Origin of the sequence: Streptomyces sp. 142MFCol3.1 (assembly GCF_000424945.1) — a bacterium.
GTDB lineage: Bacteria > Actinomycetota > Actinomycetes > Streptomycetales > Streptomycetaceae > Streptomyces > Streptomyces siamensis.
Map to the genome: position 1 here is coordinate 80,488 of NZ_AUKV01000022.1, position 22,194 is coordinate 102,681.

20 protein-coding genes and 1 riboswitch are annotated in these 22,194 nt (G+C 71.2%); of the genes, 5 read left to right on the plus strand and 15 right to left on the minus strand.

The window, feature by feature from the left end; genetic code table 11:
- Positions 1-28: 28 nt before the first annotated feature.
- The 3 genes from H305_RS0129500 to H305_RS0129510 form a co-directional block, all read right to left on the minus strand.
- The gene (locus H305_RS0129500) at positions 29-1,381 is read right to left on the minus strand and encodes a peptidase C39 family protein (RefSeq protein ID WP_028803637.1); all 1,353 of its coding nucleotides are present in this window, start codon (positions 1,379-1,381) and stop codon (positions 29-31) included.
- 229 nt (positions 1,382-1,610) lie between these two features.
- Positions 1,611-3,152: an amino acid permease gene (locus H305_RS0129505; RefSeq protein ID WP_028803638.1), complete on the minus strand. Its 1,542-nt coding sequence runs from the start codon at positions 3,150-3,152 to the stop codon at positions 1,611-1,613.
- A gap of 63 nt (positions 3,153-3,215) precedes the next feature.
- A complete protein-coding gene (locus tag H305_RS0129510) occupies positions 3,216-4,172 on the minus strand; it encodes a hypothetical protein (RefSeq protein WP_199791469.1) in 957 nt (318 codons plus the stop codon).
- A gap of 285 nt (positions 4,173-4,457) precedes the next feature.
- Between H305_RS0129510 and H305_RS0129515 the strand changes: the two genes are divergently transcribed.
- Entirely contained in the window at positions 4,458-5,078 is a 621-nt protein-coding gene (locus H305_RS0129515) for a uridine kinase family protein (protein ID WP_078629290.1), read from the plus strand.
- A gap of 461 nt (positions 5,079-5,539) precedes the next feature.
- Positions 5,540-7,405, plus strand: a complete 1,866-nt coding sequence (locus H305_RS0129520; protein ID WP_028803641.1) for an AAA family ATPase — start codon at positions 5,540-5,542, stop codon at positions 7,403-7,405.
- Between the two features lie 139 nt (positions 7,406-7,544).
- Here the strand turns inward: H305_RS0129520 and H305_RS0129525 are convergent, their stop codons facing one another.
- The 9 genes from H305_RS0129525 to H305_RS0129565 form a co-directional block, all read right to left on the minus strand.
- The gene (locus tag H305_RS0129525; protein WP_028803642.1) at positions 7,545-8,633 is read right to left on the minus strand and encodes a hemolysin family protein; all 1,089 of its coding nucleotides are present in this window, start codon (positions 8,631-8,633) and stop codon (positions 7,545-7,547) included.
- Complete coding sequence (locus H305_RS0129530) at positions 8,630-9,961, minus strand: hemolysin family protein (protein ID WP_028803643.1); 1,332 nt, start codon at positions 9,959-9,961, stop codon at positions 8,630-8,632. The genes H305_RS0129525 and H305_RS0129530 overlap by 4 nt, the downstream gene beginning before the upstream one ends.
- A gap of 200 nt (positions 9,962-10,161) precedes the next feature.
- Positions 10,162-10,638, minus strand: a complete 477-nt coding sequence (locus H305_RS0129535) for a PH domain-containing protein (protein ID WP_028803644.1) — start codon at positions 10,636-10,638, stop codon at positions 10,162-10,164.
- A 13-nt stretch (positions 10,639-10,651) separates the two neighbouring features.
- Positions 10,652-11,509, minus strand: coding sequence for an ATP phosphoribosyltransferase (gene hisG / locus H305_RS0129540; protein WP_028803645.1), 858 nt, complete (start codon positions 11,507-11,509; stop codon positions 10,652-10,654).
- A 51-nt stretch (positions 11,510-11,560) separates the two neighbouring features.
- The gene (locus tag H305_RS0129545; RefSeq protein ID WP_028803646.1) at positions 11,561-11,833 is read right to left on the minus strand and encodes a phosphoribosyl-ATP diphosphatase; all 273 of its coding nucleotides are present in this window, start codon (positions 11,831-11,833) and stop codon (positions 11,561-11,563) included.
- Positions 11,834-11,867: 34 nt separating this feature from the next.
- Positions 11,868-12,353 (minus strand): 6,7-dimethyl-8-ribityllumazine synthase, encoded by a 486-nt coding sequence (gene ribH / locus H305_RS0129550; protein ID WP_028803647.1) that lies wholly within the window; start codon positions 12,351-12,353, stop codon positions 11,868-11,870.
- Between the two features lie 64 nt (positions 12,354-12,417).
- Positions 12,418-13,755: a bifunctional 3,4-dihydroxy-2-butanone-4-phosphate synthase/GTP cyclohydrolase II gene (locus H305_RS0129555; protein WP_028803648.1), complete on the minus strand. Its 1,338-nt coding sequence runs from the start codon at positions 13,753-13,755 to the stop codon at positions 12,418-12,420.
- The gene (locus H305_RS0129560; protein WP_028803649.1) at positions 13,752-14,390 is read right to left on the minus strand and encodes a nicotinamide mononucleotide transporter family protein; all 639 of its coding nucleotides are present in this window, start codon (positions 14,388-14,390) and stop codon (positions 13,752-13,754) included. The genes H305_RS0129555 and H305_RS0129560 overlap by 4 nt, the downstream gene beginning before the upstream one ends.
- Positions 14,387-15,022 (minus strand): riboflavin synthase, encoded by a 636-nt coding sequence (locus tag H305_RS0129565; RefSeq protein WP_028803650.1) that lies wholly within the window; start codon positions 15,020-15,022, stop codon positions 14,387-14,389. Before H305_RS0129565 ends, H305_RS0129560 begins: the two co-directional genes overlap by 4 nt.
- Before the next feature lie 151 nt (positions 15,023-15,173).
- Positions 15,174-15,304: riboswitch (FMN riboswitch) on the minus strand.
- A 358-nt stretch (positions 15,305-15,662) separates the two neighbouring features.
- Between H305_RS0129565 and H305_RS0129570 the strand changes: the two genes are divergently transcribed.
- Together H305_RS0129570 and H305_RS0129575 are read left to right on the plus strand one after the other, a co-directional pair.
- Complete coding sequence (locus H305_RS0129570) at positions 15,663-16,550, plus strand: RNA polymerase sigma-70 factor (protein WP_028803651.1); 888 nt, start codon at positions 15,663-15,665, stop codon at positions 16,548-16,550.
- Between the two features lie 93 nt (positions 16,551-16,643).
- A complete protein-coding gene (locus tag H305_RS0129575) occupies positions 16,644-17,396 on the plus strand; it encodes an SDR family oxidoreductase (protein ID WP_028803652.1) in 753 nt (250 codons plus the stop codon).
- A gap of 283 nt (positions 17,397-17,679) precedes the next feature.
- Here the strand turns inward: H305_RS0129575 and H305_RS0129580 are convergent, their stop codons facing one another.
- Complete coding sequence (locus H305_RS0129580) at positions 17,680-18,888, minus strand: ROK family transcriptional regulator (RefSeq protein WP_028803653.1); 1,209 nt, start codon at positions 18,886-18,888, stop codon at positions 17,680-17,682.
- 198 nt (positions 18,889-19,086) lie between these two features.
- Here H305_RS0129580 and H305_RS0129585 point away from each other — a divergent pair, with 198 nt between their 5' ends.
- On the plus strand, positions 19,087-20,298 hold the full coding sequence (locus H305_RS0129585; protein ID WP_028803654.1) for an MFS transporter: 1,212 nt from the start codon (positions 19,087-19,089) through the stop codon (positions 20,296-20,298).
- Here H305_RS0129585 and H305_RS0129590 read toward each other — a convergent pair.
- Positions 20,258-20,716 (minus strand): acyl-CoA thioesterase, encoded by a 459-nt coding sequence (locus H305_RS0129590; RefSeq protein ID WP_028803655.1) that lies wholly within the window; start codon positions 20,714-20,716, stop codon positions 20,258-20,260. The two genes, H305_RS0129585 and H305_RS0129590, sit on opposite strands and share 41 nt — an antisense overlap.
- 97 nt (positions 20,717-20,813) lie before the next feature.
- Positions 20,814-22,079: an alginate lyase family protein gene (locus tag H305_RS0129595; protein WP_028803656.1), complete on the minus strand. Its 1,266-nt coding sequence runs from the start codon at positions 22,077-22,079 to the stop codon at positions 20,814-20,816.
- Between the last annotated feature and the right edge of the window lie 115 nt (positions 22,080-22,194).

Here is a 22,194-nt window from a genome sequence, read left to right on the forward strand (position 1 = left end):
GCGGGGAGGAGGGGCCGCACTCACGGGGTCAGCCGATGCCCACCGCCGCGAGCGCCTTGCGCTGCCGCGCCGAGGGCTGCGCCGGGAAGTACAGGTAGCAGACGCCGCCCGTGCCGGAGACGACGTTGCCGGAGGAGTTGTACCGCTTGGTCCGCAGCCAGATGTTCTCCCACTCGCGCCGCTTGTAGACGCGGCGCACGGCCTGGTCGCTGGGCGACGCGGGGTCGTTGGCGATCACGTCGCCCTCGGCCGTGAACCCTACGACGGTCATGAGGTGGCCCGAGGTGCCGTAGCCCGCGCCCGTCAGTTCGGTCTTGAGGAACGACTGCGACGTTATGGCCGGGATGCCGGCGGCGATCAGCGTCTCCAGGTCGGTGAGCGAGCCGAGTCGGGTCACCACTCCCTGGAGGTCGGGGTACGTCGCCGCGTAGGCGGCGTTGAAGGGCCAGTTGCCGCAGCCGCCGTACTGGTAGTCGTACGTGAAGCGGGCCGCGTGGCACACCTGGGGGTCGGCGTACGCGGGGTCGACCCAGGACAGTTGCTCGGCGGTGGGCCGGCGGCCCCAGTACTCGATGATCATCTGCGAGGAGGTCGGACTGCACCAGGCCTCGCCGCCGTTGTCGTACTCGGGGTACTGCCCCGCGTGGATCTCCTGGGACAGGCGCGGGACCGCGAGTTCCTGGGCGAGGCCCGGGGTCGAGGCCGGGACGGTGAAGCGGTCCGGGACGTCGGAGCCCATCGCGCCGAGCCGCCACACGACGGGCGTGATGCGGCTGCCCGGGGTCCGGTACAGGGTCAGGCGCAGCCGGTAGGAGACGAGGCGCAGGCCGGAGGCCGCGTCGTCGATGGAGAAGGTGTCCGTCCAGATGCTGCTCTTGCCGTCGCTCTGGTCGTCCAGGGACGTCCGCTTGATGTCCTGGTCGCCGGCGGCCCAGCGCCCCATCACGTACCAGGGGGTGTTCGTACCGTCGGAGTACGTGCCCGTCAGTTCGACCTGGAGCCAGGTGCCCGCCGGTGTGTCCGCGTTCCAGGAGGCGATGGCCTCGGTGGCGGGGACGGCGAGTTTGTGCACCGGCGAGGTCCAGGTGGCGTACTCCCAGGTGGAGGTCCTGCCGGTGTGCGGATCGGTGTAGTCCGTGGTGCCGGCCGGGGCCGCGATCACCACCCCCGGGCGGGCTCCGGACACGCTGCGCGTGCCCTTCGCGGTGCCGCCGCGCCAGTCGGAGTACGAGGTCCAGGCGCGGTTGTCCACGAGGCCGCCCGGTGCTTTCCCGTGGCGCGCCGGTGCGGCGGCGGCCGGCGGGCTCGCGGCACCCACGGCCGCCGCGGCGACGGCGGCGGCCAGGACGGTTCTGCGGGACGGCTGTTCGGCTCTGCTCATGGGTGGATGACCCCCAGGTGTCCGGAACGGGCGGGCCCAATGCACGGTGGTGGGCCAACTATGGACGCCGGACACCGAGTTCTGCCAGCACTTCGGCTCGCGTCGCGCCCACCAATATTGGTCGGGACCACTGGCATGACCTGCGGAGCCTCTCCCCGGCCCGACGGGGGCCGGGGAGAGGGCGTGGGACGCGACGTGCGGAGGCCGTCGGACGCCGGGGAGGCAGCCGTCAGATGAGGTCCATCGCCGCGACCTCGTCGGGCCGGCCGTAGCTGACCGGTCCCTGGAAGCGGCGGCGGGCCGTGGCGAACCACCAGACCGTGGCGACCACCAGCACCACGGCCAGGGCGATGGACGCGTAGTTGAAGGTGTCGCCGGTGACGGGCGAGACCTGCGGCAGCATGAACAGCACACTGCTGGCGAGGATCCAGATCACCGCCACCCATCCGATCAGCCTGCTCCAGCGGCCCAGGTTCCAGGGGCCGGGCCGGAACTCGTCGCCGAGCCGCAGCCGAAGGAAGATGGGCACGGCGTAGGCGAGAAAGAGCCCGACGACGTTGACGCTGACGATGGCGGTGAAGGCGGTGTGCGACCACCAGCCGGGCAGGACGAGCGCCAGCGAGCAGCCGACCGCCAGCCAGACGGCCTTGACGGGGGTGCGGGTGCGCGGCGAGACCGAGTGCCACCACCGCGAGCCGGGCATCGCGCCGTCCCGGGAGAAGGCGAAGATCTGTCGGGTGTTGCTGGTCAGATTGGCCAGGCCGCAGAAGAGCATGGCGCCGATGACGATGAGCAGGATGGCCTTTGCCGTGCCCATGCCAAGTCCGTCGATGAGAATCTGCACCGGCGGCGCCGAGGAGCCCGCCACCTGGTCATAATCATGAATGCTGTACACAAGGGCGAGCATGAGGACGAGTCCCGTGACCGCCGAATAGCCGATCGCGCGCGTGATCCCCTTGGGCGCGTTGACCGTGGCCCGGACCGTTTCCTCGGACATGTGGAAGCTGCCGTCGAAGCCCGTGAAGGTCCAGCTGGTGACCAGCAGGCCGAGCATCCCCCCGTAAAGGCCGTTGGTGAAACCGGTGTTGTTCTCGAAATGCGTGACGAACGAAGCCGACTGGTGATGATCGGGCATCACGACGAGTGTGCTCACGATCACAACGAGCCCGATCAGCAGCCACCACACCGAGATCCGGTTGAGCACGGCGACCAGCTGCACCGTGTAGGTATTGGCCAGACCCTGGATCACGATGATCACCATCGTGATCAGGACGGTCTGGTGCGCGGTCGGCTCGTACGAGTCCCACTGGAGCGCGATGAAGGCCTGGACGAACGTGGCGGCCGCGTACCCGGTGGCCGCGGTGCCGCCCACCTGACCCACGAAATTCAGCCATCCCGTGTACCACGACCACGCGCCCTTGTGGCGCTTGGCGAGCTTTCCCGCGGAGAAATAGAGCGCCCCGCTGGTCGGATAGGCGGATGCCACTTCCGCCATGGCGGCGCCGATGAACAGCACCATCACGGACACGCCGATCCAGCCGAACACGAGAATGCGCGGACCTCCGGCATTCATACCGAATCCGAAGGACGAGAAGATTCCCGAGATGATGTTGATGATGGTGAAGGAGATCGCGAAATTGTCGAACGCCTGGAATCGGCGCGTCAGTTTTCGCGGATATCCCATCGCATGAAGTGTCGCGTCGTCGTCGAGCGCGGCGGATTCCTCACCCGCGCGCCCTCCGGTACGTGGGACCGATATCCGTTCTGACACAACTGACCTTTCTCTGGGGGGTTGGCCGGAAGACTGTGGGGGCCGGCCCGGGCAGCCGGTCGGTCAGGTGGCTCCCGGCACCGGCATGCCGCACGTCCGGCGGGCACGGGAGAGTTGCTCCTCGGGCTCGCCGAACACGCTCCAGGGCATGCGGCAGGCGTACGGCCCCATGGCGGTGAAGACCGCGCGCGCCTCGAACTCGCGCTGGGACATGAACAGGGCGTGCGCCAGGTAGGACAGATCGAGCACCGGGGTGAACCGGTATCCCGGCACCTCGGGGAGCCAGTTCTGGTAGATCGCGAGCGCGGTCGAACGCCACTGGGGCTGCTCCCAGGTCCGGTCGACCAGGAGCTGCGAGGGGTTGTAGCTCTCCACCAGGGCCACCAGCGGAAGGAGTCGCAGCGGCGAGGAGGCGGGGGCGCGCTGGCTCAGGAAGGCGGCCACGTCCCAGGCGGCGTTGACCGAGCCGCCGTGGCGGGTGAAGAAGAAGGCCAGGAACCGATGGTGGCCCTCGCGGTGCCAGGGGTCGAGGCGGAGGATGTGCGAGAACAGCCGCCAGGGGCCCGGCGGCGCGGTGAGCAGCCCTTGCGGGGCGGGTTCACGCAGATCGTGCAGCCGGGCCATGGACAGTTTGGCGGCCCAGGGCGTGGGATCGGCGGGGGTCATGACGGCGGCCCGCTCGCAGGCGGTCAGCGCGATCCGCTCCAGGGCCTCGGCTCGGCCGTCCTTGGTGTCGGCCGCGCGCAGCGCCCGCAGCACGGCCACGCGTGCCCACAGGAGCGCCGCCTCGGGGGACGGCTCCTCGGCCAGCCAGCGTTCGGCGAGGTCGGAATCGGCGGCCTCGGATGCCATCACCAGGGAACGGTGGGCGCGTAGTCCGAAGTCTGCGCGTGTCTCCTCCAGGGCCTCCCGGGCACTCAGATAGCGGCCGGCGCGGACATCCACACAGACGCTCGCGAGTCTGCGGTCGTCGGCCGCCGGATGCCACACATACTGCCCCTCGAATAACCCCGCGGCCATCTTCCCCTGTCCGTCCCCGTACGACACTTCGCAGTTGCGCACCAGGCACCCTACTCAGCATCAAGGGGAGCCGGAACGGGGTTTCCGAAATACCTGGTTCCGCGGTGTCGACATCTTATGGAGGAAGCGAAAGAAGCTCCTGGGGATTGTTCAAAAGGTAGTTCAATGCGGCACTATTGTGCCGCCGCGTCCGCCGCGCACAGCACTCGATAGAATGTTCCCCAGGAATATGCTCCCCGCGCAGCCGTCCACGCTCTTGCCGACCCCACTCCCCCGGGAAACACCATTCACGACCTCGCCGCACATCTGCTCCGACTGCCGCCGTCCTGCGGTCCCGTCCGCCTCGTCGCCATCGACGGGCATGCGGGCTCCGGAAAGACCACATTCGCCGGGCAGTTGGCGGCGGCACTGGACGGCGCCCCCGTGCTGCACCTGGACGACGTCGCCACGCACGAGGAGCTCTTCACCTGGACCGGACGGCTGCTGCGCCAGGTGGTCGAGCCACTGCGCCGCGGGGAGCCCGCCCGGTACGCCCCTTACGACTGGACGGCCCGGAGCTTCGGACCGTCCCGTGAGCTGCCGGCCGCGCCGGTGATCCTGCTGGAGGGCGTCGGCGCGGGCCGACGGGCGTTGCGGCCGTACCTCGCGCGACTGCTGTGGATGGAGTTGCCGCACGAGGAGGCCTGGACGCGAGGGCAGCAACGGGACGGCGAGGCGCAGAGCGAGTTCTGGGACGGATGGGTCCGCGCCGAGCGCCTGCACTTCGCCGAGGACCCTTCGCGCCCCTTCGCCGACTTTCTGGTGCGGCAGCGTCCTGAGGGATATGAGGTACTGAAGGGACCTGTTGGGGCCCCCCGACCGGATGCCTCCATCACTCACGGTGACGGACCGTCCGCAATGTGCTGAACTTGTGAAGACCCTTGCGAACGAACTTCCGTGAGTGCTCCAACTCGGCTTGACCGGGGGGCCGTACAGGACTTACGTTCTGAACGTGCGGCCTTTGGGAGCCGCCCGCATTCGCGAAGCCCCCGGTTGTTCCCCCGTGATCGGGGGCTTCGTTCTGCCCGCACCCCCTTTTTCGGATGCCGCGCGCCGCGATTCGTTCACCCTCGGTGACCGAGCAATGTGCGCCCCATCTGCTCCCACCTCGTGGAACGGGGTGTGCGGCACCCCTCGGCCCGTCCCTGTGCCGCAGGTACGATGCCCTCGGTGCGACCTTCGGACGGCTGCTCTGCGCACCGTTGCAACTCCCGTCCGCGGCACAGCAGTTCGACCAAGTTGCCGACGGGTACCGGCCCGGCGGCGAGGGGGTGCCGGTCCACGAGGCACTCCCCGATCATCGGGGGCACGGTTTGTGGGGGGACGCGATGGACTTCGGCACGCAGGGCCCCGAGGCCCCGGCCGACCTCGCCTGGCTGCGAGGCGTGGACGCCTACACGATGGGCGCCTATCCGCAGGCGGAGGAGGAATTCCGTAACGCGGTCCGGATCGACCCGGGCATGGCGGACGGCTGGCTCGGGCTGCACGCGCTGCGTGTGGACACGACGACCGCGCTGCTGCGGATGTTCCGCCACCGCGACCGCTTCGGCGAACAGCGTGCCCGCCATCGGCGCACGCTCAACTCCTGGTACTGGCTCGGCTGGTGGGTCCAGCCGGTGCTGGAGAGCTCGCGCGACCTGCTGCTGGCGCACGCCTCGCACTGGCTCGACGGACGCCATGTTCCCGAACTGGACCGTGCGTTGGCCGGTCTGCCACCCGTGGACGCCGATCACCAGGTGCGGTTCCTGCACGCCTGTCGCGCCTACCTGGTCAAGGACTGGGATCAGCTGGTCCGGCACACCGACCCGCTGATCGACGATCCGATGCTCGGCATTGAGGCCGGACTCTTCGGCGGTATGGCCCGGGTGCGTCTGGAGATGTACGGGCAGGCGGAGCCGCTGCTGTCCTCCGCGCTGATGCGCTGCCGCAGCGAGCAGCCGCAGCGCAAGGAGCTGCGGTACTGGCTGGCCCGTGCCCACGAGGGCACCGGACGGTCCGCCGCGGCGCTGCCGCTGTACCGGGCGGTGCACAGGGTCGACCCCTCCTTCATGGACACCTCGGCCCGGCTGGCGGCCATCGCCGAGGGCGACGGGTACGACGACGCCGCCGCCGACCTCGCGGCGATCAGCCTGGCCGGCATGGGACAGGACGTCATGGAGGGCCCGGACGGCGTGGACGCGCTGTTCGGCGTCGAGGGGCGGGACCTGAAGATCTCGGAGCCCGGACTCGCGCCACCGGGCGGGCTGCCGCCCGAGGCCGACTCGGTGCGGGAGAAGGCCGTACTGCCGGTGCAGCCGCTGCCCACGGGCCCGACCGACCCCGCGTTACTCGAGGAGGCGCTCGCCGAGCTGGAGCGCATGGTGGGCCTGGAGCCCGTGAAACGGCAGGTCAAGGCGCTGTCCGCGCAGCTGAACATGGCGCGGCTGCGGGCCGGTCAGGGGCTGCCGGTGCAGCCGCCGAAGCGGCACTTCGTCTTCTCCGGCCCGTCCGGCACCGGCAAGACCACCGTGGCCCGCATCCTCGGCCGGGTCTTCTACGCGCTCGGGCTCCTCGGCGGCGACCATCTGGTGGAGGCCCAGCGCGCGGACCTGGTCGGCGAGTACCTGGGGCAGACCGCCGTGAAGGCCAACGAGCTGATCGACTCCGCGATCGGCGGCGTCCTCTTCGTGGACGAGGCGTACTCGCTGTCCAACTCCGGCTACGGCAAGGGCGACGCGTACGGCGACGAGGCCCTGCAGGTCCTGCTGAAGCGGGCCGAGGACAACCGCGACCACCTGGTCGTCATCCTCGCCGGCTACCCGGAGGGCATGGACCGCCTGCTGGCGGCCAACCCCGGTCTCTCCTCCCGGTTCACGACCCGCGTGGACTTCCCCTCCTACCGCCCCCTCGAACTCACTTCCATCGGCGAGGTGCTGGCCGCCGAGAACGGCGACCTCTGGGACGACGAGGCCCTCGACGAGCTCCGCTCCATCAGCGGTCACGTCGTCGACCAGGGCTGGATCGACGAGCTCGGCAACGGCCGCTTCCTGCGCACGCTGTACGAGAAGAGCTGCGCGTACCGGGACCTGCGGCTGTCGGGCTACCCGGGGACCCTGTCGCGCGACGACCTGGCCACTCTGCGGCTGCCGGACCTGATGCAGGCGTACGGGGAGGTGCTCTCCGGCCGGGGGCCCCAGGATCCGTCGGCACTGTGACAGCCGGCCTCACCTCGCTTCGGGGCGGCGCCTCCGGGCCCGTCCATGAACGCGCGGTTCCCCGGGCCCCTTCAGGGGCCCGGGGAACCGCGCGACAAGCCCCCGCCGGCCCGCTGCCGAGCGGGAGGCCAAAGACGGTTCAGCCGGCCAGCGCCTCCTCCGGAGCCTCGCTCGGGCGCGGCTCCGAGACACGCAGCGGCGGGGCTTCCCGGTGCGCCGGGTCGCGGACCTCGCCCACCAGCAGCTCCAGGACGTCCTCCAGTGCCACCAGCCCCAGGACCTTGCCGGACGCGTCGGCGACCTGAGCGAGGTGCGTGGCGGCGCGGCGCATCACCGTGAGGGCGTCGTCCAGGGGAAGTTCGGCCCGCAGGGTCGTCATCGGGCGCCACATCTGCTGCGGCACCGCCCGGTCGGAGTCCTCCAGGTCGAGGACGTCCTTCACGTGCAGGTAGCAGCCCATGAAGGCGCCGTTCTCGGCGACCACCGGGAAACGCGAGTACCCGGTGCGCGCGGTGAGCGCGACGACCTGGCCAGGAGTGACCGAGGGATCCACCGTGATCAGCAGATCGCGGTCCAGGAGGACGTCGGTGACCGGGCGGGAGCCCAGCTCCAGGGCGTCCTCCAGGCGCTCCTGCTCCTCGGGGTCGAGGAGACCGGCCTGGCCCGAGTCCTCGACGAGTCGGTTGAGCTGTTCGCTGGTGAAGACCGCCTCGATCTCGTCCTTGGGCTCGACGCGGAACAGCTTGAGGATCACCCGCGCGCAGGCTCCCAGGGCGAGGGTCACCGGACGGCACAGCCGCGCGAAGGCCACCAGACCGGGGCTGAGCCACAGTGCGGTCTTCTCGGGCGCGGCCATCGCCAGGTTCTTCGGCACCATCTCGCCGATGACGAGGTGGAAGAAGACGACGAGGGCGAGCGCGATCACGTAGCCGAGCGGGTGGATCAGCCCGTCCGGCAGACGGGCCGCCTCGAAGACCGGCTCCAGCAGGTGGGCGACGGTCGGTTCGGCGACGGCGCCGAGCGTCAGTGAGCAGACGGTGATGCCGAACTGCGCGGCGGCCATCATCTGCGGGAGCCGTTCGAGGCCGTACAGGACCTGTCGGGCCCGCGTGGTCCCGAGCGGTTCGATCTGGCTGCGCCGCACGGAGACCAGGGCGAACTCGGCACCGACGAAGAAGCCGTTGGCGAGCACCAGCAGGGCGGCGAAGAGAAGTTGGAGCACGCTCATCGAACGGCCTCCGGGACGGGCGCGGTCCGCACCAGGCGGACGCGTTCGGCGCGGTAGTGCCCGACCTGGCGTACCGACAGACGCCAGCCCGGCAGTTCGGCCCGGTCGCCGGGGGCCGGGATCCGGCCGAGCAGGTCGGCGACCAGGCCGGCCACGGTCTCGTACGGTCCCTCGGGCACGTCGAGGCCTATGCGCTGGAGGACGTCGACGCGGCAGCTGCCGTCGGCGTCCCAGGCGGGCCGCCCGTCCTCGGGCGGGGCGGGGGCGAGCTCGGGGAGTTCGTTGAGGACGTCGTCGTGCTCGTCGTGGACCTCGCCGACGAGCTCCTCGACGATGTCCTCCAGGGTGACGACGCCCGCCGTACCGCCGTACTCGTCGACGACGACGGCGATGGGCTGTTCGCTGCGCAGCTGTTCCAGCAGCGGCTGCACGGGCAGCGTCTCCGGGACGAGCAGGGGCGCCTGGGCGATCCGGACCACCGGGGTGCGCAGCCGGTCGTGCGAGGGGATCGCCAGGGCGTCCTTGAGGTGCACCATGCCGACGATCTCGTCGATCCGCTCCCGGTAGACGGGGAACCGGGACAGTCCGGTGGCGCGGGTGAGGTTGACGACGTCCTCGGCGGTCGCCGACGACTGGAGCGCGCTGACCTTCACGCGCGGCGTCATGACGTGCTGGGCCGTCAGGTCGGCCAGCGAGATGGTCCGCACGAACAGGTCCGCGGTGTCCTGCTCCAGGGCGCCGGCCTGTGCCGAGTGCCGGGCCAGGGAGACGAGTTCGCCGGGGGTGCGGGCGGAGGCCAGCTCCTCGGCGGGTTCGACGCCCAGTGCGCGCACCAGCCGGTTGGCGACGGTGTTGAGCGCGGCGATCACCGGCCGGAAGAGCCGGGAGAAGACGCGCTGGGGGCCCGCGACGAAGCGGGCGACCTGGAGGGGCCTGGACACCGCCCAGCTCTTGGGCACCAGCTCACCGACCACCATCTGCACAGCAGAGGCGAGCAGCATGCCGACGACCACGGCGACACCGGGCACGGCGCCTTCGGGGAGGCCGATCGCGGTGAACGGGCCGTGCAGCAGCTCGGCGAGGGCCGGTTCGGCGAGCATGCCGACCACGAGCGAGGTGATGGTGATGCCGAGCTGGGTGCCGGAGAGCTGGAAGGACAGCTCCTTGAGGGAGTCGACCACGGTACCGGCCCGTCGGTCGCCTTCGGCCGCGGCCTTCTCGGCGTCGGGGCGCTCGACCGTGACGAGGCCGAACTCCGCCGCGACGAAGAAGCCGTTGGCGAGGATCAGCAGGAACGCCGCTCCGAGGAGCAGCAGGGGGATGGTCATGCCGCCGCCTCGATATGCCGGGAGGGGGCGGCGCAGGTACTACAGGACGATCCGTCCATCGCTGGAGGGAGTCACTCCTCGGATAGCAGGGGGCCTCGGAAAAGCCGGGTGGCAGATCGAAGGCGGAGGCGCGACGAAAGCGCCTCCGCCAACAGGTTAATCAAGACATGGGCCCTCGGGGCAGGGTGGAAGGGCGAGAGTCAGCCCTGATGTTCGTCACGTCCTCCGTGCGGCTCGCCGATGGCCCGGGACTCGGCGAGGGCGCGCAGGGCGCGGGCGTCCTCGATCGCGCGCTGCTTGGCGATGCCCGGCTGGATGCCGAGCGCGGGCAGGCTGGTGCCGTCGCTCAGGTTGAGGAACACCCAGGGGTCGCCGGGGCGCAGGTTGACCTGGAGGATCTCGGCCCACTCCAAGTGCCTTCGGCTGGCGATGTTGACCACGGTGACGCCGGTCTCGTCGGCGACGACCTTGGGCCGGGCGAGCAGCAGGAGTACGCCGAAGAGCAGCGCCGCGGTGAAGACGAAGCTGGTCCGCTCCCCCGGGCTGAGCTGTTCGAGGAGCAGTGCGACCGTCGTGATGACCACGAAGATCGCGGCTCCGCCGATGAGCAGCACGGCCCGGGTGCGGGACGGCCGGAAGGTGACGGGGAGCGCGGGAGGCGCGGAGTTGTCCGACATGTTCTGCGTCCCGTCAGAGCCGGCAGGCGTGGATGGCCGTGGTCAGGATGGCCCGCGCGCCGAGGGCGTACAGGTCGTCCATGATCCGCTGGGCCTCCTTGGCGGGGACCATGGCGCGGACGGCCACCCAGCCCTCGTTGTGCAGCGGCGAGATGGTCGGCGACTCCAGCCCCGGGGTGAGCGCGACGGCCCTCTCCAGGTGCTCGGCGCGGCAGTCGTAGTCCATCATCACGTACGTCCGCGCGACCAGGACGCCCTGGAGGCGGCGCAGGAACTGCTGGACCTTGGGCTCGGCGTCTTCCGAGGTGTCGGCGCCGACGCGGCGGATGACGACGGCCTCGGACTTCATGATCGGGTCGCCGAAGACCTCCAGGCCCGCGTTGCGCAGCGAGGTGCCGGTCTCGACGACGTCCGCGATGACCTCGGCGACCCCCAGCTCGATGGCGGTCTCGACGGCGCCGTCGAGGTGGACGACGGAGGCGTCGACGCCGTGGTCGGCGAGGTGCTTGGCGACGATGCCCTCGTAGGAGGTGGCGACCGTCATGCCGGACAGGTCCGCTACGCCGTTCGCGGTCCCGGGCTTGGTGGCGAAGCGGAAGGTGGAGCGGGCGAAGCCGAGCGGGAGGATCTCCTCCGCGTTGGCGCCCGAGTCGATGAGCAGGTCCCGGCCGGTGATGCCGATGTCGAGGCGGCCGGAGGAGACGTAGATCGCGATGTCGCGGGGGCGGAGGTAGAAGAACTCGACCTCGTTCCCCGGGTCGACGATCCGCAGCTCCTTGGACTCCCGGCGCTGCTGGTAGCCGGCCTCATGCAGCATCTCCGCCGCAGGTCCTGACAGGGAACCCTTGTTGGGGACGGCGATGCGCAGCATGAGGTCGGCTTCCTTCGTTCGTGCGTGGGATGTGCGGATTGCTGGTGCGGCTCAGAGGTGGGCGTACACGTCGTCGAGGGAGATCCCGCGCGCGACCATCATCACCTGGACGTGGTAGAGCAGCTGCGAGATCTCCTCGGCGGCGGCGTCCTTGCCCTCGTACTCGGCGGCCATCCAGACCTCTGCGGCCTCTTCGACGACCTTCTTGCCGATGGCATGGACACCCTTGCCGACCAGCTCGGCGGTACGCGAAGTGGCGGGGTCGCCGTTGGCGGCCTTGTGCTGGAGCTCGGTGAAGAGCTCCTCGAACGTCTTCTTGGACATGGTGCTGCCCACCCTACGCGCTCGTGGCCGTACCTCAGCGCCAGGGTTCGGATACTGAGCGGAGCGTGGCCGCGGTCGCCACCGCGGCCGTCACCGCCTCGTGGCCCTTGTCCTCGTTCGAGCCCTCGATGCCCGCGCGGTCCAGGGCCTGTTCCTCGGTGTCACAGGTCAGCACGCCGAAGCCGACGGGGACGCCGGTGTCGATGGAGACCTGGGTCAGGCCGTTGGTGACGCCCTGGCACACGTAGTCGAAGTGGGGGGTTCCGCCACGGATGACGACGCCGAGCGCGACGATCGCGTCGTAGCCGCGTCCGGCGAGGACCTTGGCGACGACCGGCAGCTCGAAGCTGCCGGGGACCCGCAGCAGGGTCGGCTCGTCGATCCCCAGCTCGTGCAGGGCGCGCAGCGCGCCGTCGACGAGGCCGTCCATCACCTTCTCGTGCCACTGTGCCGCGATGACCGCGACGCGCAGGTCGCCGCAGTTGCGTACGGACAGTTCGGGTGCACCCTTGCCGCTCACGTCTCTCCTCAGTGCCGCTGTGCTGTGTTGCCGTTGGTGCTGCTTGTTCGGTGGTGTTGCCGTCTTACTGGCTGCTGCAGGCCGACACGGTGGCCGTGTCGAGCCAGGGCAGATCGTGTCCCATCCGGTCCCGCTTGGTGCGCAGGTAGCGGAGGTTGTGCTCGCCCGCCTGGACGGGCATCGGCTCGCGTCCGGTGACCTGGAGGCCGTGCCGGACGAGCGCGTCGGTCTTGTCGGGGTTGTTGGTCATCAGGCGCAGACTCCGCACGCCGAGATCCTCCAGGATCTGTGCGCTCGCGCCGTAGTCCCGGGCGTCGGCGGGCAGGCCCAGCTCCAGGTTGGCGTCGAGGGTGTCCCGGCCGCGTTCCTGGAGTTCGTACGCGCGCAGTTTGGAGAGCAGCCCGATGCCGCGTCCCTCGTGACCGCGCAGGTAGACCACGATGCCGCGGCCCTCGGCCTGGATGCGCTGCATGGACGTCTGGAGCTGGGGGCCGCAGTCGCAACGCTGCGAGTGGAAGACGTCGCCGGTGAGGCACTCGGAGTGGACGCGGACGAGGACGTCCTCGCCGTCGCCGACGGCGCCGTGGACAAGGGCGACGTGCTCGACGCCGTCGCCGGTGGAGCGGTAGCCGTAGGCAGTGAACTCCCCGAAGGCGGTGGGCAGGTGCACCTCGGCCTCACGGCGCACGGTGGGCTCGGCCGACGGTCCGCCCTGCTCGGGCGGGGCCGAGAGCTTGAGGGAGCGCCGGTAGGCGATCAGGTCCTCGATGGAGATGATCGTCAGGCCGTGCTTGCGGGCGAACGGGATCAGCTCGGGGAGCCGGAGCATCCGTCCGTCCTCGCCGGCGATCTCGACGATCGCGCCCGCGGGTCGCAGTCCGGCGAGGCGGGCCAGGTCGACGGCGGCCTCGGTGTGGCCGTTGCGGACCAGGACACCGCCGGGCCTGGCGCGCAGCGGGAAGATGTGCCCGGGGCGGACGAAGTCGTCGGCCTGAGCGGTCCCGTCGGCGAGGAGCTGAAGCGTGGTGGCCCGGTCGGACGCCGAGATGCCGGTGGTCACACCGTGGGCGGCGGAGGCGTCCACGGACACGGTGAACGCGGTCTTCATCGACTCGGTGTTGTCGTCGACCATCTGCGGGAGCCGGAGCCGGTCGAGTTCGTCGCCCTCCATGGGCGCGCAGATCAGGCCGCGGCACTCGCTCATCATGAAGGCGACGATCTCGGGGGTCGCCTTCTCGGCCGCGATGACGAGGTCGCCCTCGTTCTCCCGGTCCTCGTCGTCGACGACCACGACGGGGCGGCCGGCCGCGATGTCGGCGATGGCCCGCTCGATCGGGTCGAGAGCGAAGTCGGAGGCATCCTGCTCGTGCCCGGTGCTGTACCAAACCGGCGCGGTTGTCATGCCGGGGCTCCTTCCATGACGGGCTGCCCGGCCTTTCGGGAGCGCAGCCACCAGTCGCGCATGCCCCACAGGACGAGCGCGCCGTACAGGACGTAGACGAAACCGGAGAAGGCGAAGCCGTTGGCGAAGTTCAGCGGTACGCCCACGACGTCGACGAGCAGCCAGGCGAACCAGAACTCGACCATGCCGCGCGCCTGGGCGTACATCGCCACGATCGTGCCGACGAAGATGTACGCGTCCGGCCAGGGGTCCCAGGACAGGGACGGGTAGGCGAAGAACAGGCCGGCGACGGCGACCGTGCCGACGGCGGCGGCACCGGCCATCGCCGCGCGCTCGCGCCAGGTGGCGAAGCGGACCGCGACGGAGCCGTCCTGGCCCTTGCCGCGGTTCCACTGCCACCAGCCGTACACGGCGACGACCATGACGACGACCTGTTTGCCCGCGCTGCCCGAGTAGTGGGCGGTCGCGAAGGCCGCGAAGAGGATGACGCCCGAGACGAACTGGGCGGGCCAGCTCCATATGGAGCGCCGCCAGCCGAGGGCGAGGGCGATCAGACCGATCACGTTGCCCGCCATGTCCGACCACTTGATGTGCTGGTCGAACAGGACGAAGGCCTCGGAGTTGAGCCAGTTCACCGGGTGGCTCCCTCGGCGCCGGGCAGGCCGGCCGGCTGGTCGCCACGCCCGCCGAGCAGCCGCTCGACGTACTTGGCGATCACGTCGACCTCGAGGTTGACCGGGTCGCCGGCCTGCTTGTGGCCGAGCGTGGTCAGGTCGAGGGTGGTGGGGATGAGGCTGACCGTGAAGTGGTCCGGGCCGGCGTCGACGACCGTGAGGCTGATGCCGTCCACGGTGATCGAACCCTTCTCGACCACGTAGCGGGAGAGGTCCGCGGGGAGCGAGATCTTGACGATCTCCCAGTTGTCGGACGGCTTGCGCTCGATGATCGAGCCGGTGCCGTCGACGTGCCCCTGCACGATGTGTCCGCCGAGGCGCTCGCCCACGGCCATGGGGCGTTCCAGGTTGACGCGGGAGCCGACGGCCAGGGCGCCGAGGCTGGAGCGGTTCAGGGTCTCCGCCATGACATCGGCGGTGAACTCGTCGCCCTCGTGCTCGACCACCGTGAGACAGACGCCGTTGACGGCGATGGAGTCGCCGTGCTGCGCGCCCTGCGTGACGACGGGGCCGCGCAGACGAAAACGGGAGGCGTCGTCGAGGATCTCGACGGCGGTGACCTCACCCAGCTCTTCGACGATTCCGGTGAACACTTCCCGGGTCCTCCTGCCTCATGGGGCACGGACTCCGGGGCCTGTCGATGACGACAGATTGAGCGGACGAGAACACCGGGAACGTCGCCGACAGGGTCACGTCCGGCAGGACGTGCCGCAACATACGGCGGCGCGCACGAATGCCCGCCCGCCGCGCACTGCCTCCCATCCGGACTTTAACCGTCGGTCCAGGAATTTCACCTGGTCAACCGGCCGCTGGAAGCGGCCGGGTCGCGGACTGTAACCGCCGGTTCGGAATTTCACCGACCCCGGAGTGCGCTGCTTCTGGTACAGGGCCAGTGTGCCACGCCTGATCGACGTCCATGGGGGTGAATCCCTGTGGGGTGCCTCACAGGCCGGGCGAATGGACTTCTGCGACAGGCCTGTAGGCCCAACTCCCGTGCCACGAAGCCATCTTGTTATTGGTCCATACCTATTGACCCTGTTGGTCTAGTCCACTTAGGGTCTGCGATCACTGCGCTGTGCCCCCAGATCGACCCGGCGGCGGTGACGAAGGCCCTTGCCCCGCCGCCGGGTCCCCCACCCCGGCCGCCTCGGGTCTCCCGGTACGGGCGAGCCGGCCCGAAGGCACGTACGGGCCCGGGGAAATGGCGTGAACCGCCTCTGCCAGGCTGGGAGCGTGACGACAAGCCTCGCCGACGAGTTCGAGACGCACCGCCCGCTGCTGTTCGGGCTCGCCTACCGCATGCTCGGCTCCGCCGCGGACGCGGAGGACGTCGTGCAGGACGCATATCTGCGTTTCAGCGGGACCGACCGGGCGGCCGTCGAACAGCCGCGCGCCTGGCTGGCGAAGGTCGTCACCAACCTCTGTCTCAACCTGCTCGCCTCGGCCCGCGCGCGGCGCGAGCGGTACACGGGGACATGGCTGCCCGAGCCCGTCGTCACCTCGGACGGGACGCTCGGCCCCCTGGAGTCGGCCGAGCGGCGCGACTGCGTGTCGATGGCCCTGCTCGTCCTCCTGGAACGGCTCACCCCGACGGAACGCGCCGTGTACGTGCTGCGCGAGGCCTTCGCGTACGACCACCGGGAGATCGCCGGCGTACTCGCGCTGGGCGAGGCCAACTGCCGCCAGCTGTACCGGCGGGCGGTGCAGCGGCTCGCCGTGACCGAGGCTCGCTTCGAGGCCCCTGTGGAGCAGCAGGAGGGGCTCGTGGCCTCCTTCCTCACGGCGGCGCGTGAAGGAGACCTCGCCGGCCTGGAGCGACTGCTGGCGGCGGACGTGACCTGGTGGTCCGACGGCGGCGGCAAGGTCAGAGCGGCGCTGCGGCCGATCCAGGGCCGCGGCAAGGTCCTGCGCTTTTTCGCGGGCGTCACGAACAGGATCGAAGCGGGAGCCGAGTTCACGACGGTCGAGGTCAACGGGAGTGCGGCGCTGGTCGGACAGCACGACAGCCAGGTCTTCGTCGTCGTCTCCTTCGAGGCGCACGACGGCCTGTTCACCCAGATGCGCGGCGTGCTCAACCCGGACAAGCTGGCGTTCGTGGGACGCCAGCTGGCCGGGGTGTAGCGCGCCGTTGTCACATTGCGCGGGTGCTGTCCGGTCTCAGTCGACGAAGTGCGCTCCGCACGGGAGCGGCCGACGTCGAAAGGGCTGAGCAGCATGACCACGATCCTGGTGACCGGCGGTACCGGAACCCTCGGGCGGCTCGTCAGCGCGCGACTGCGGGCGGACGGCCACGACGTCCGGGTGCTGAGTCGGCACACCGAGCCGTACGCCGTCGACCTGCGCGAGGGCGGTGCCGGGCTGGACGCGGCGCTGGCCGGCGTGGACACCGTCGTGCACTGCGCGAGCTCCCCCCGCGGGGGTGACGAGCGGGCGGCGGCGCACCTGATCGCGGCCGCGCGGAAGGCCGCGGTGTCCCACCTGGTCTACATCTCCATCGTCGGCGTGGACGTGGTGCCGCTCGGTTACTACCGGGCCAAGCTGGCCGTGGAGAAGCGGATCGAGGCGTCGGGGCTCGGCTGGACGATCCTGCGCGCCACCCAGTTCCACGACCTCGTGGTCCAGGTCCTCGGGTCCCTGGCGAAGGTGCCCGTGCTGCTGCTCCCCGCCGGCGTCTCTGACCAGCCGGTGGAGGTCGCCGAGGTCGCCGACCGGCTCGCCGCGCTGTCGCTCGGGGCACCCGCGGGCCGCGTCGACGACATGGGCGGACCCGAGGTCCGCGGCCTCCGCTCCCTGGCCGACGCCTACCTGCGCGCCACCGGCAGGCGACGCCCGCTCGTCGATGTGCGCCTGGCCGGAAAGACCTACCGGGCCTTCAGGGACGGCGGGCACCTCGCTCCGGACCACGCGGTGGGCCAGGGGACGTTCGAGGAGTACCTCGAGGCGCACCTCGGACGGACCGAAGGCTGAGGAGGACGGGGCACCCGGCGTACGGGAGCCGGCGGGGAGGCGCGCCCCTGCGGCGTACGGTGTGGCTCGGGCGGCCCGCCCCCCCGGCGTACGGGAGCATGCGAGGCCTGCCCGACCGGCGTCCGCGCTCGCGTGGGAGATGCGCCCTTCCGGCGTTCGGGGCGGCCCCGGGCGGCCCGCACTCCCGGTATCGGGGATCGTGTGGGCGTCCTGCCCTCCCTCGCGCGGGCACGCGGGCAACCGCCCTTGGGGCGTCCGCCCCCGCCCCGGTCCGCGGCGGGGGCTAAAGGAGGTCGCGCCCCCCGGCGCTCCCCGGCGCCGCGAAGAGCTCGTCCTGCGCGCCGTCGCGCGCGGTGAGCAGCGCTCCGCGCAGCACCGCACCCCCGCCGAGCGTGCTCGCGCGCACCTCGGTGGGCAGCGGAGACATCCGCCGCAGCCGCTCCTCCACCCGCGTCGCGAGGGCGGCGCCGCCCGCCTGCCCGACCTCGCCACCGAGCACCACGCACCCGGGGTCGAGCACGGCGGTCACGGACGCGGCGCCGATGGCGAGCCGGTCGGCGAGGGCGTCGAGGAAGCGGGCGGCGCCGGAGTCGCCCGGGGCCGTCACGGCCGCGCGCACCAGCGCCGCGGCGCGCGGTTCGTGCGCGGCGGGCTCCGCCGCGAGGCCGTGCTCCGCGGCGAGTGCCGCGACGGCCGCCGCGCCCGCCAGCGAGTGGAAGCCGCCCTCGCAGTCCCTCGCAGAGGGGAGCGTGCGGGTGCCGGGCACGGGCAGGAAGCCGATCTCCCCGGTGCCGCCGGAGGCGCCGCGGCGCAGGGCGCCGTCCAGGACGACGGCCGCGCCGGTCCCGTGGCCCAGCCACAGCAGCACGAAGGTGTCACGGTCGCGCGCGGCGCCGTCGCGCTGTTCCGCGAGGGCGGCGAGGTTGGTCTCGTTCTCGACGAGGACGCGGGCGGGCAGCCGTTCCTGGAGGGCGGCGACCAGGCGGCGATGCCACGCGGGCAGACCGGAGGAGTCGCGCAGTTCGCCGCTGGCGGGGTCGATCAGGCCGGGCGCGCCGATCCCCACCGTGTGCAGACGCTCGGCCCCGGCCTCCTTGGCGGTGCGTTCTACCAGGGTGACCGCCTGTTCGACGGCGGGTCCTGTGCCCGTGTCGTCGGCGATCGGCAGGGACGCCCGTGCGAGCTCCGCGCCGAGCAGGTCGCTGACGACGACGGAGACGCTCTCGGTGCGGACGTCGAGGGCGGCCAGCTGGGCGCGGTCGGCGACGATCCCGTACAGCCGGGCGTTCGGTCCGCGCCGCTGCTCCCCGGACTCCCCCACCACGGAGACGAGCCCCGCCGCGGTGAGCCGTTCCACGAGGTCGGCGACGGTGGGCCGGGACAGTCCGGTGAGCTGCTTCAACTGCCCTGCCGTCAACGGGCCTTCCTGCTGGAGGAGCCGCAGGGCGAGCCGGTCGTTGATGGCTCGGGCGGTGCTCGGGGATGCGGGCATGCCGGGATCCTCCCAGATCACGGAATCCTCCCGGGTCGGCTGGGCACACGGCCCGGACGCCCGGTGTGCGGCCCCGGCGCCGTCGGCCGGTCCCGTCCTCCGGTACCGGCGTCCGAATCGTCGGCTATTTATCAGGCAGGGTTCCTGATAGTTTACGGCAGCAGTATGGGGAGGACGTCCGGGAGGGGCAGCGGCACGATGGGTGAAGTGGTCTACGACATGAGCGACGTGAAGCGCGCCCGGTATGCCGTGGCCGCCGTGTTCGCGGTGCACGGGGCGGTCACCGGCTCCTTCGCGACCCGTGTCCCCTGGATCCAGGACCACGCCTCGCTCGGCGCGGGGCAGCTCGGCCTCGCGCTCGCCTTCCCGGCGATCGGCGCGTCGGTCGCGATGCCGCTGGCGGGCCGGATCAGCCACACCTTCGGCGCCCGCAACGCGCTGCGCGGTCTGATCTCGCTGTGGACGCTGGCGCTGATCCTGCCGTCCCTCGCGCCGAACCTGTACACCCTGTGCCTCGCGCTCTTCGCGTACGGCGCCACGGCGGGCATGGCGGACGTCGCGATGAACGCGCTGGGCGTGGAGGTCGAGAACCGGCTACACAAGTCGATCATGTCGGGCCTGCACGGGTGGTGGAGCGCGGGCGCACTGATCGGGTCGGCGGCCGGCACGCTGGCCGCGCACCTGGGCTCGGACGCGCGTCTGCACCACGCGCTGGCCGCCGCCGTGCTGACCGTCCTGGGCCTGGCCGCATGCCAGTGGGTGCTCGACCTCAAGCCGACCGAGGACGAGGAGCCGCCGCCGCGCTTCACGCTGCCGCCCAGGTCGGCGCTGCTCATCGGGGCGGTCGGCTTCTGCGCGGTGTTCGCGGAGGGCGCGAGCCTCGACTGGTCGGCGGTCTACCTGAGGGACCAGCTGGGCACCTCGGCCGGACTCGCGGCGGCGTGCACCACCGGCTTCATGCTCACGATGGCGGCGGCCCGGCTCCTGGGCGACACGGTGGTGAACCGCTTCGGCGCCGTCCGCACGGTACGGGCGGGCGGCGTCCTGGCCGTGTTCGGCGGACTGCTGGTCGTCGTGGCCGACCATCCGGCCGTGGCGATGGGCGGCTTCGGGCTGCTCGGCCTGGGCATCGCGGTCGTGGTGCCGCTCTGCTTCGCGGCGGCCGGGCGCAGCGGCCCGAACCCGAGCCAGGCCATCGCGGGCGTCGCCACCATCACGTACACCTCGGGCCTGGTCGCGCCGAGCGCGATCGGCACCCTGGCGCAGGCGACGAGCCTGGTGGTGTCGTTCGGACTGGTGACGGTACTGGCGTGCGGCCTGGCCGTGCTGGCGGGCGTGCTGCGCGCGGGCGACCGGGACCGCCCGACGGTCACCCCTGCGGGCGCAGCAGTTCCCGACCCAAGGCCCTGAACCGCTCGCTCCACGAGGTCGGACGCAGCGTCCCGGCGTCGAGCCGGACCAGGACACGGGTGCCGTGCGCGTACGTCACCGTGCCGTCGGCCGAGCAGAAGCGGAAGCCGTAGGTGAGCCCGGTGTTGCCGAGTCGTTCCAGCCAGATGTGGACGGCGTAGGCGCCGGGCCTGCTGACCGGGACCTCGTAGCTGACGCGCAACTCCCGCACGGCGTTGCAGAAGTCGCCCGCCGCTTCCCAGTCGCCCTCGAAGCCGAAGCCGAGTTCGCTCCACAGCGCGGTCCAGGCGCGCTCCACCATGACCGGGTAGCGGGCGTTGTGGAGCAGCCCGAGGGCGTCAAGGTCGTCGAAGTGGACGGTGACGGGCAGCAGCCGCCCGTACGGCAGGGCGGGGGCGACGGGGGCTTCGGCGGTCACGGGCGGGGCTCCTGAGACGTACGGGACGAACGGGACATGGCCGAAAACGGCACCCTCTCATCCTAAGCAAACGCTCAGACGCCCCGGCCGGGCGGGCTCAGCCCGCGATGGAGTCGAGTTGCTCGGCGGCGGGCCGCAGCGCCCACAGGTCACCGCCGGGAGGCGCCTCCAGCCTGGGCAGTGCGGCCCGGGCGGCCCGGTCCCCCGCGTCGGCGGCCGCGTGCACGACATCGTCGGCCGCGAACCGGTGGAACTCGAGCTCGGGATGCCCCCAGGGCTCGGCACCTGTGGCGGCGGGCAGCAGATAGTCGACCGCGTTGAACAGGCTCTGGCCGTCCGGCCCCCGGTACGACCACAGGTTCACCCCGACGTGCCGGCCGATGGCCGCGAGCCGGGTGCAGGCGACCAGGTCGAAGGTCGAGTAGTGCCAGCTGCGGGTGCGCGCGAGCTCCTGGGGCTGGCTGCCGTCACCGGCGATCTGCGGGTCGATGCGCCGGGCGCGGGCGTCGAGGACGGTCCGCCGGGCGAGATCCCGGTCACCGGTCGCGTAGGCCAGGGCGGCGAGCTGCATGTCGTAGAAGGTGCCGTGGTTGCTCTGCGCGGCGCCCTCCTCCTTGCCGAAGGCACTGTCGGCCAGCCAGTCACGGAACGCGATGTTCCAGGCGCGCATCGCACCGCGGTCCCCCGCGGACCAGCCGGGGGCGCCCGTGTCCAGGATGGCGACGGCGTCCAGGACGCTGGTGTAGGACTGGGAGAAGTCGATGATGCCGATGGCCCGGTCGTCGTACTTGCAGGGGATGAACTGTCCGTGGTCCAGGCTCGGGTTCATCCGGCTGTCCGGGGCGAGGAACCATGTACGCAGGACCTGTCCGGCCTTCTCGGAGTACCGCTTGTCGCCGGTGTAGTACCAGGCGAGCGCCAGGTCGTACGTCGAGTCGAAGACCTTCTCGACGTCCTGACGGTCGGTGCCGGTGTCGACCTCGGGGTTGCGCTGCCCGTCGCGCTGGACATAGGGGCATCCCCAGGGGTTCTCGGCGGTCCTGGGCCGGGACGGCCACCAGTAGGGTGCCTGGCTGAGGTAGTCGTGGACGTCACCGCCGGGGGCGGGCTTCGGCTTGTCGACGACCGTCCAGGGGCCCTGGCCCAGCCAGCTGTCGGCCCGGGCCGTCAAGTCCCTCAGGGTGCGGGCGAGTTGTGGATCTCCGTGTTCCAGGCGGACCTTCGCACGCTGGAGTGCGGCGCCGTCGAGGACCGCCGTCCGGGGAACCTCGGGTCCCGCGTGGGCCGTGGCCGAGGGGGCGGCGGTGGCCGTCAGGGCGATCACGGCGGCCACGACCAAGCCCAGTCGGGATCTTGCACTCATTGACCACTCCGATCAGACATGTGAACGAGGTTCATGAGCAAGACCGTGCGAGCGTAGGGCGGCTGGTTACCCCTGACAATGGTCCGGACAGATTCACGTACAGAGAAAGCGAAGC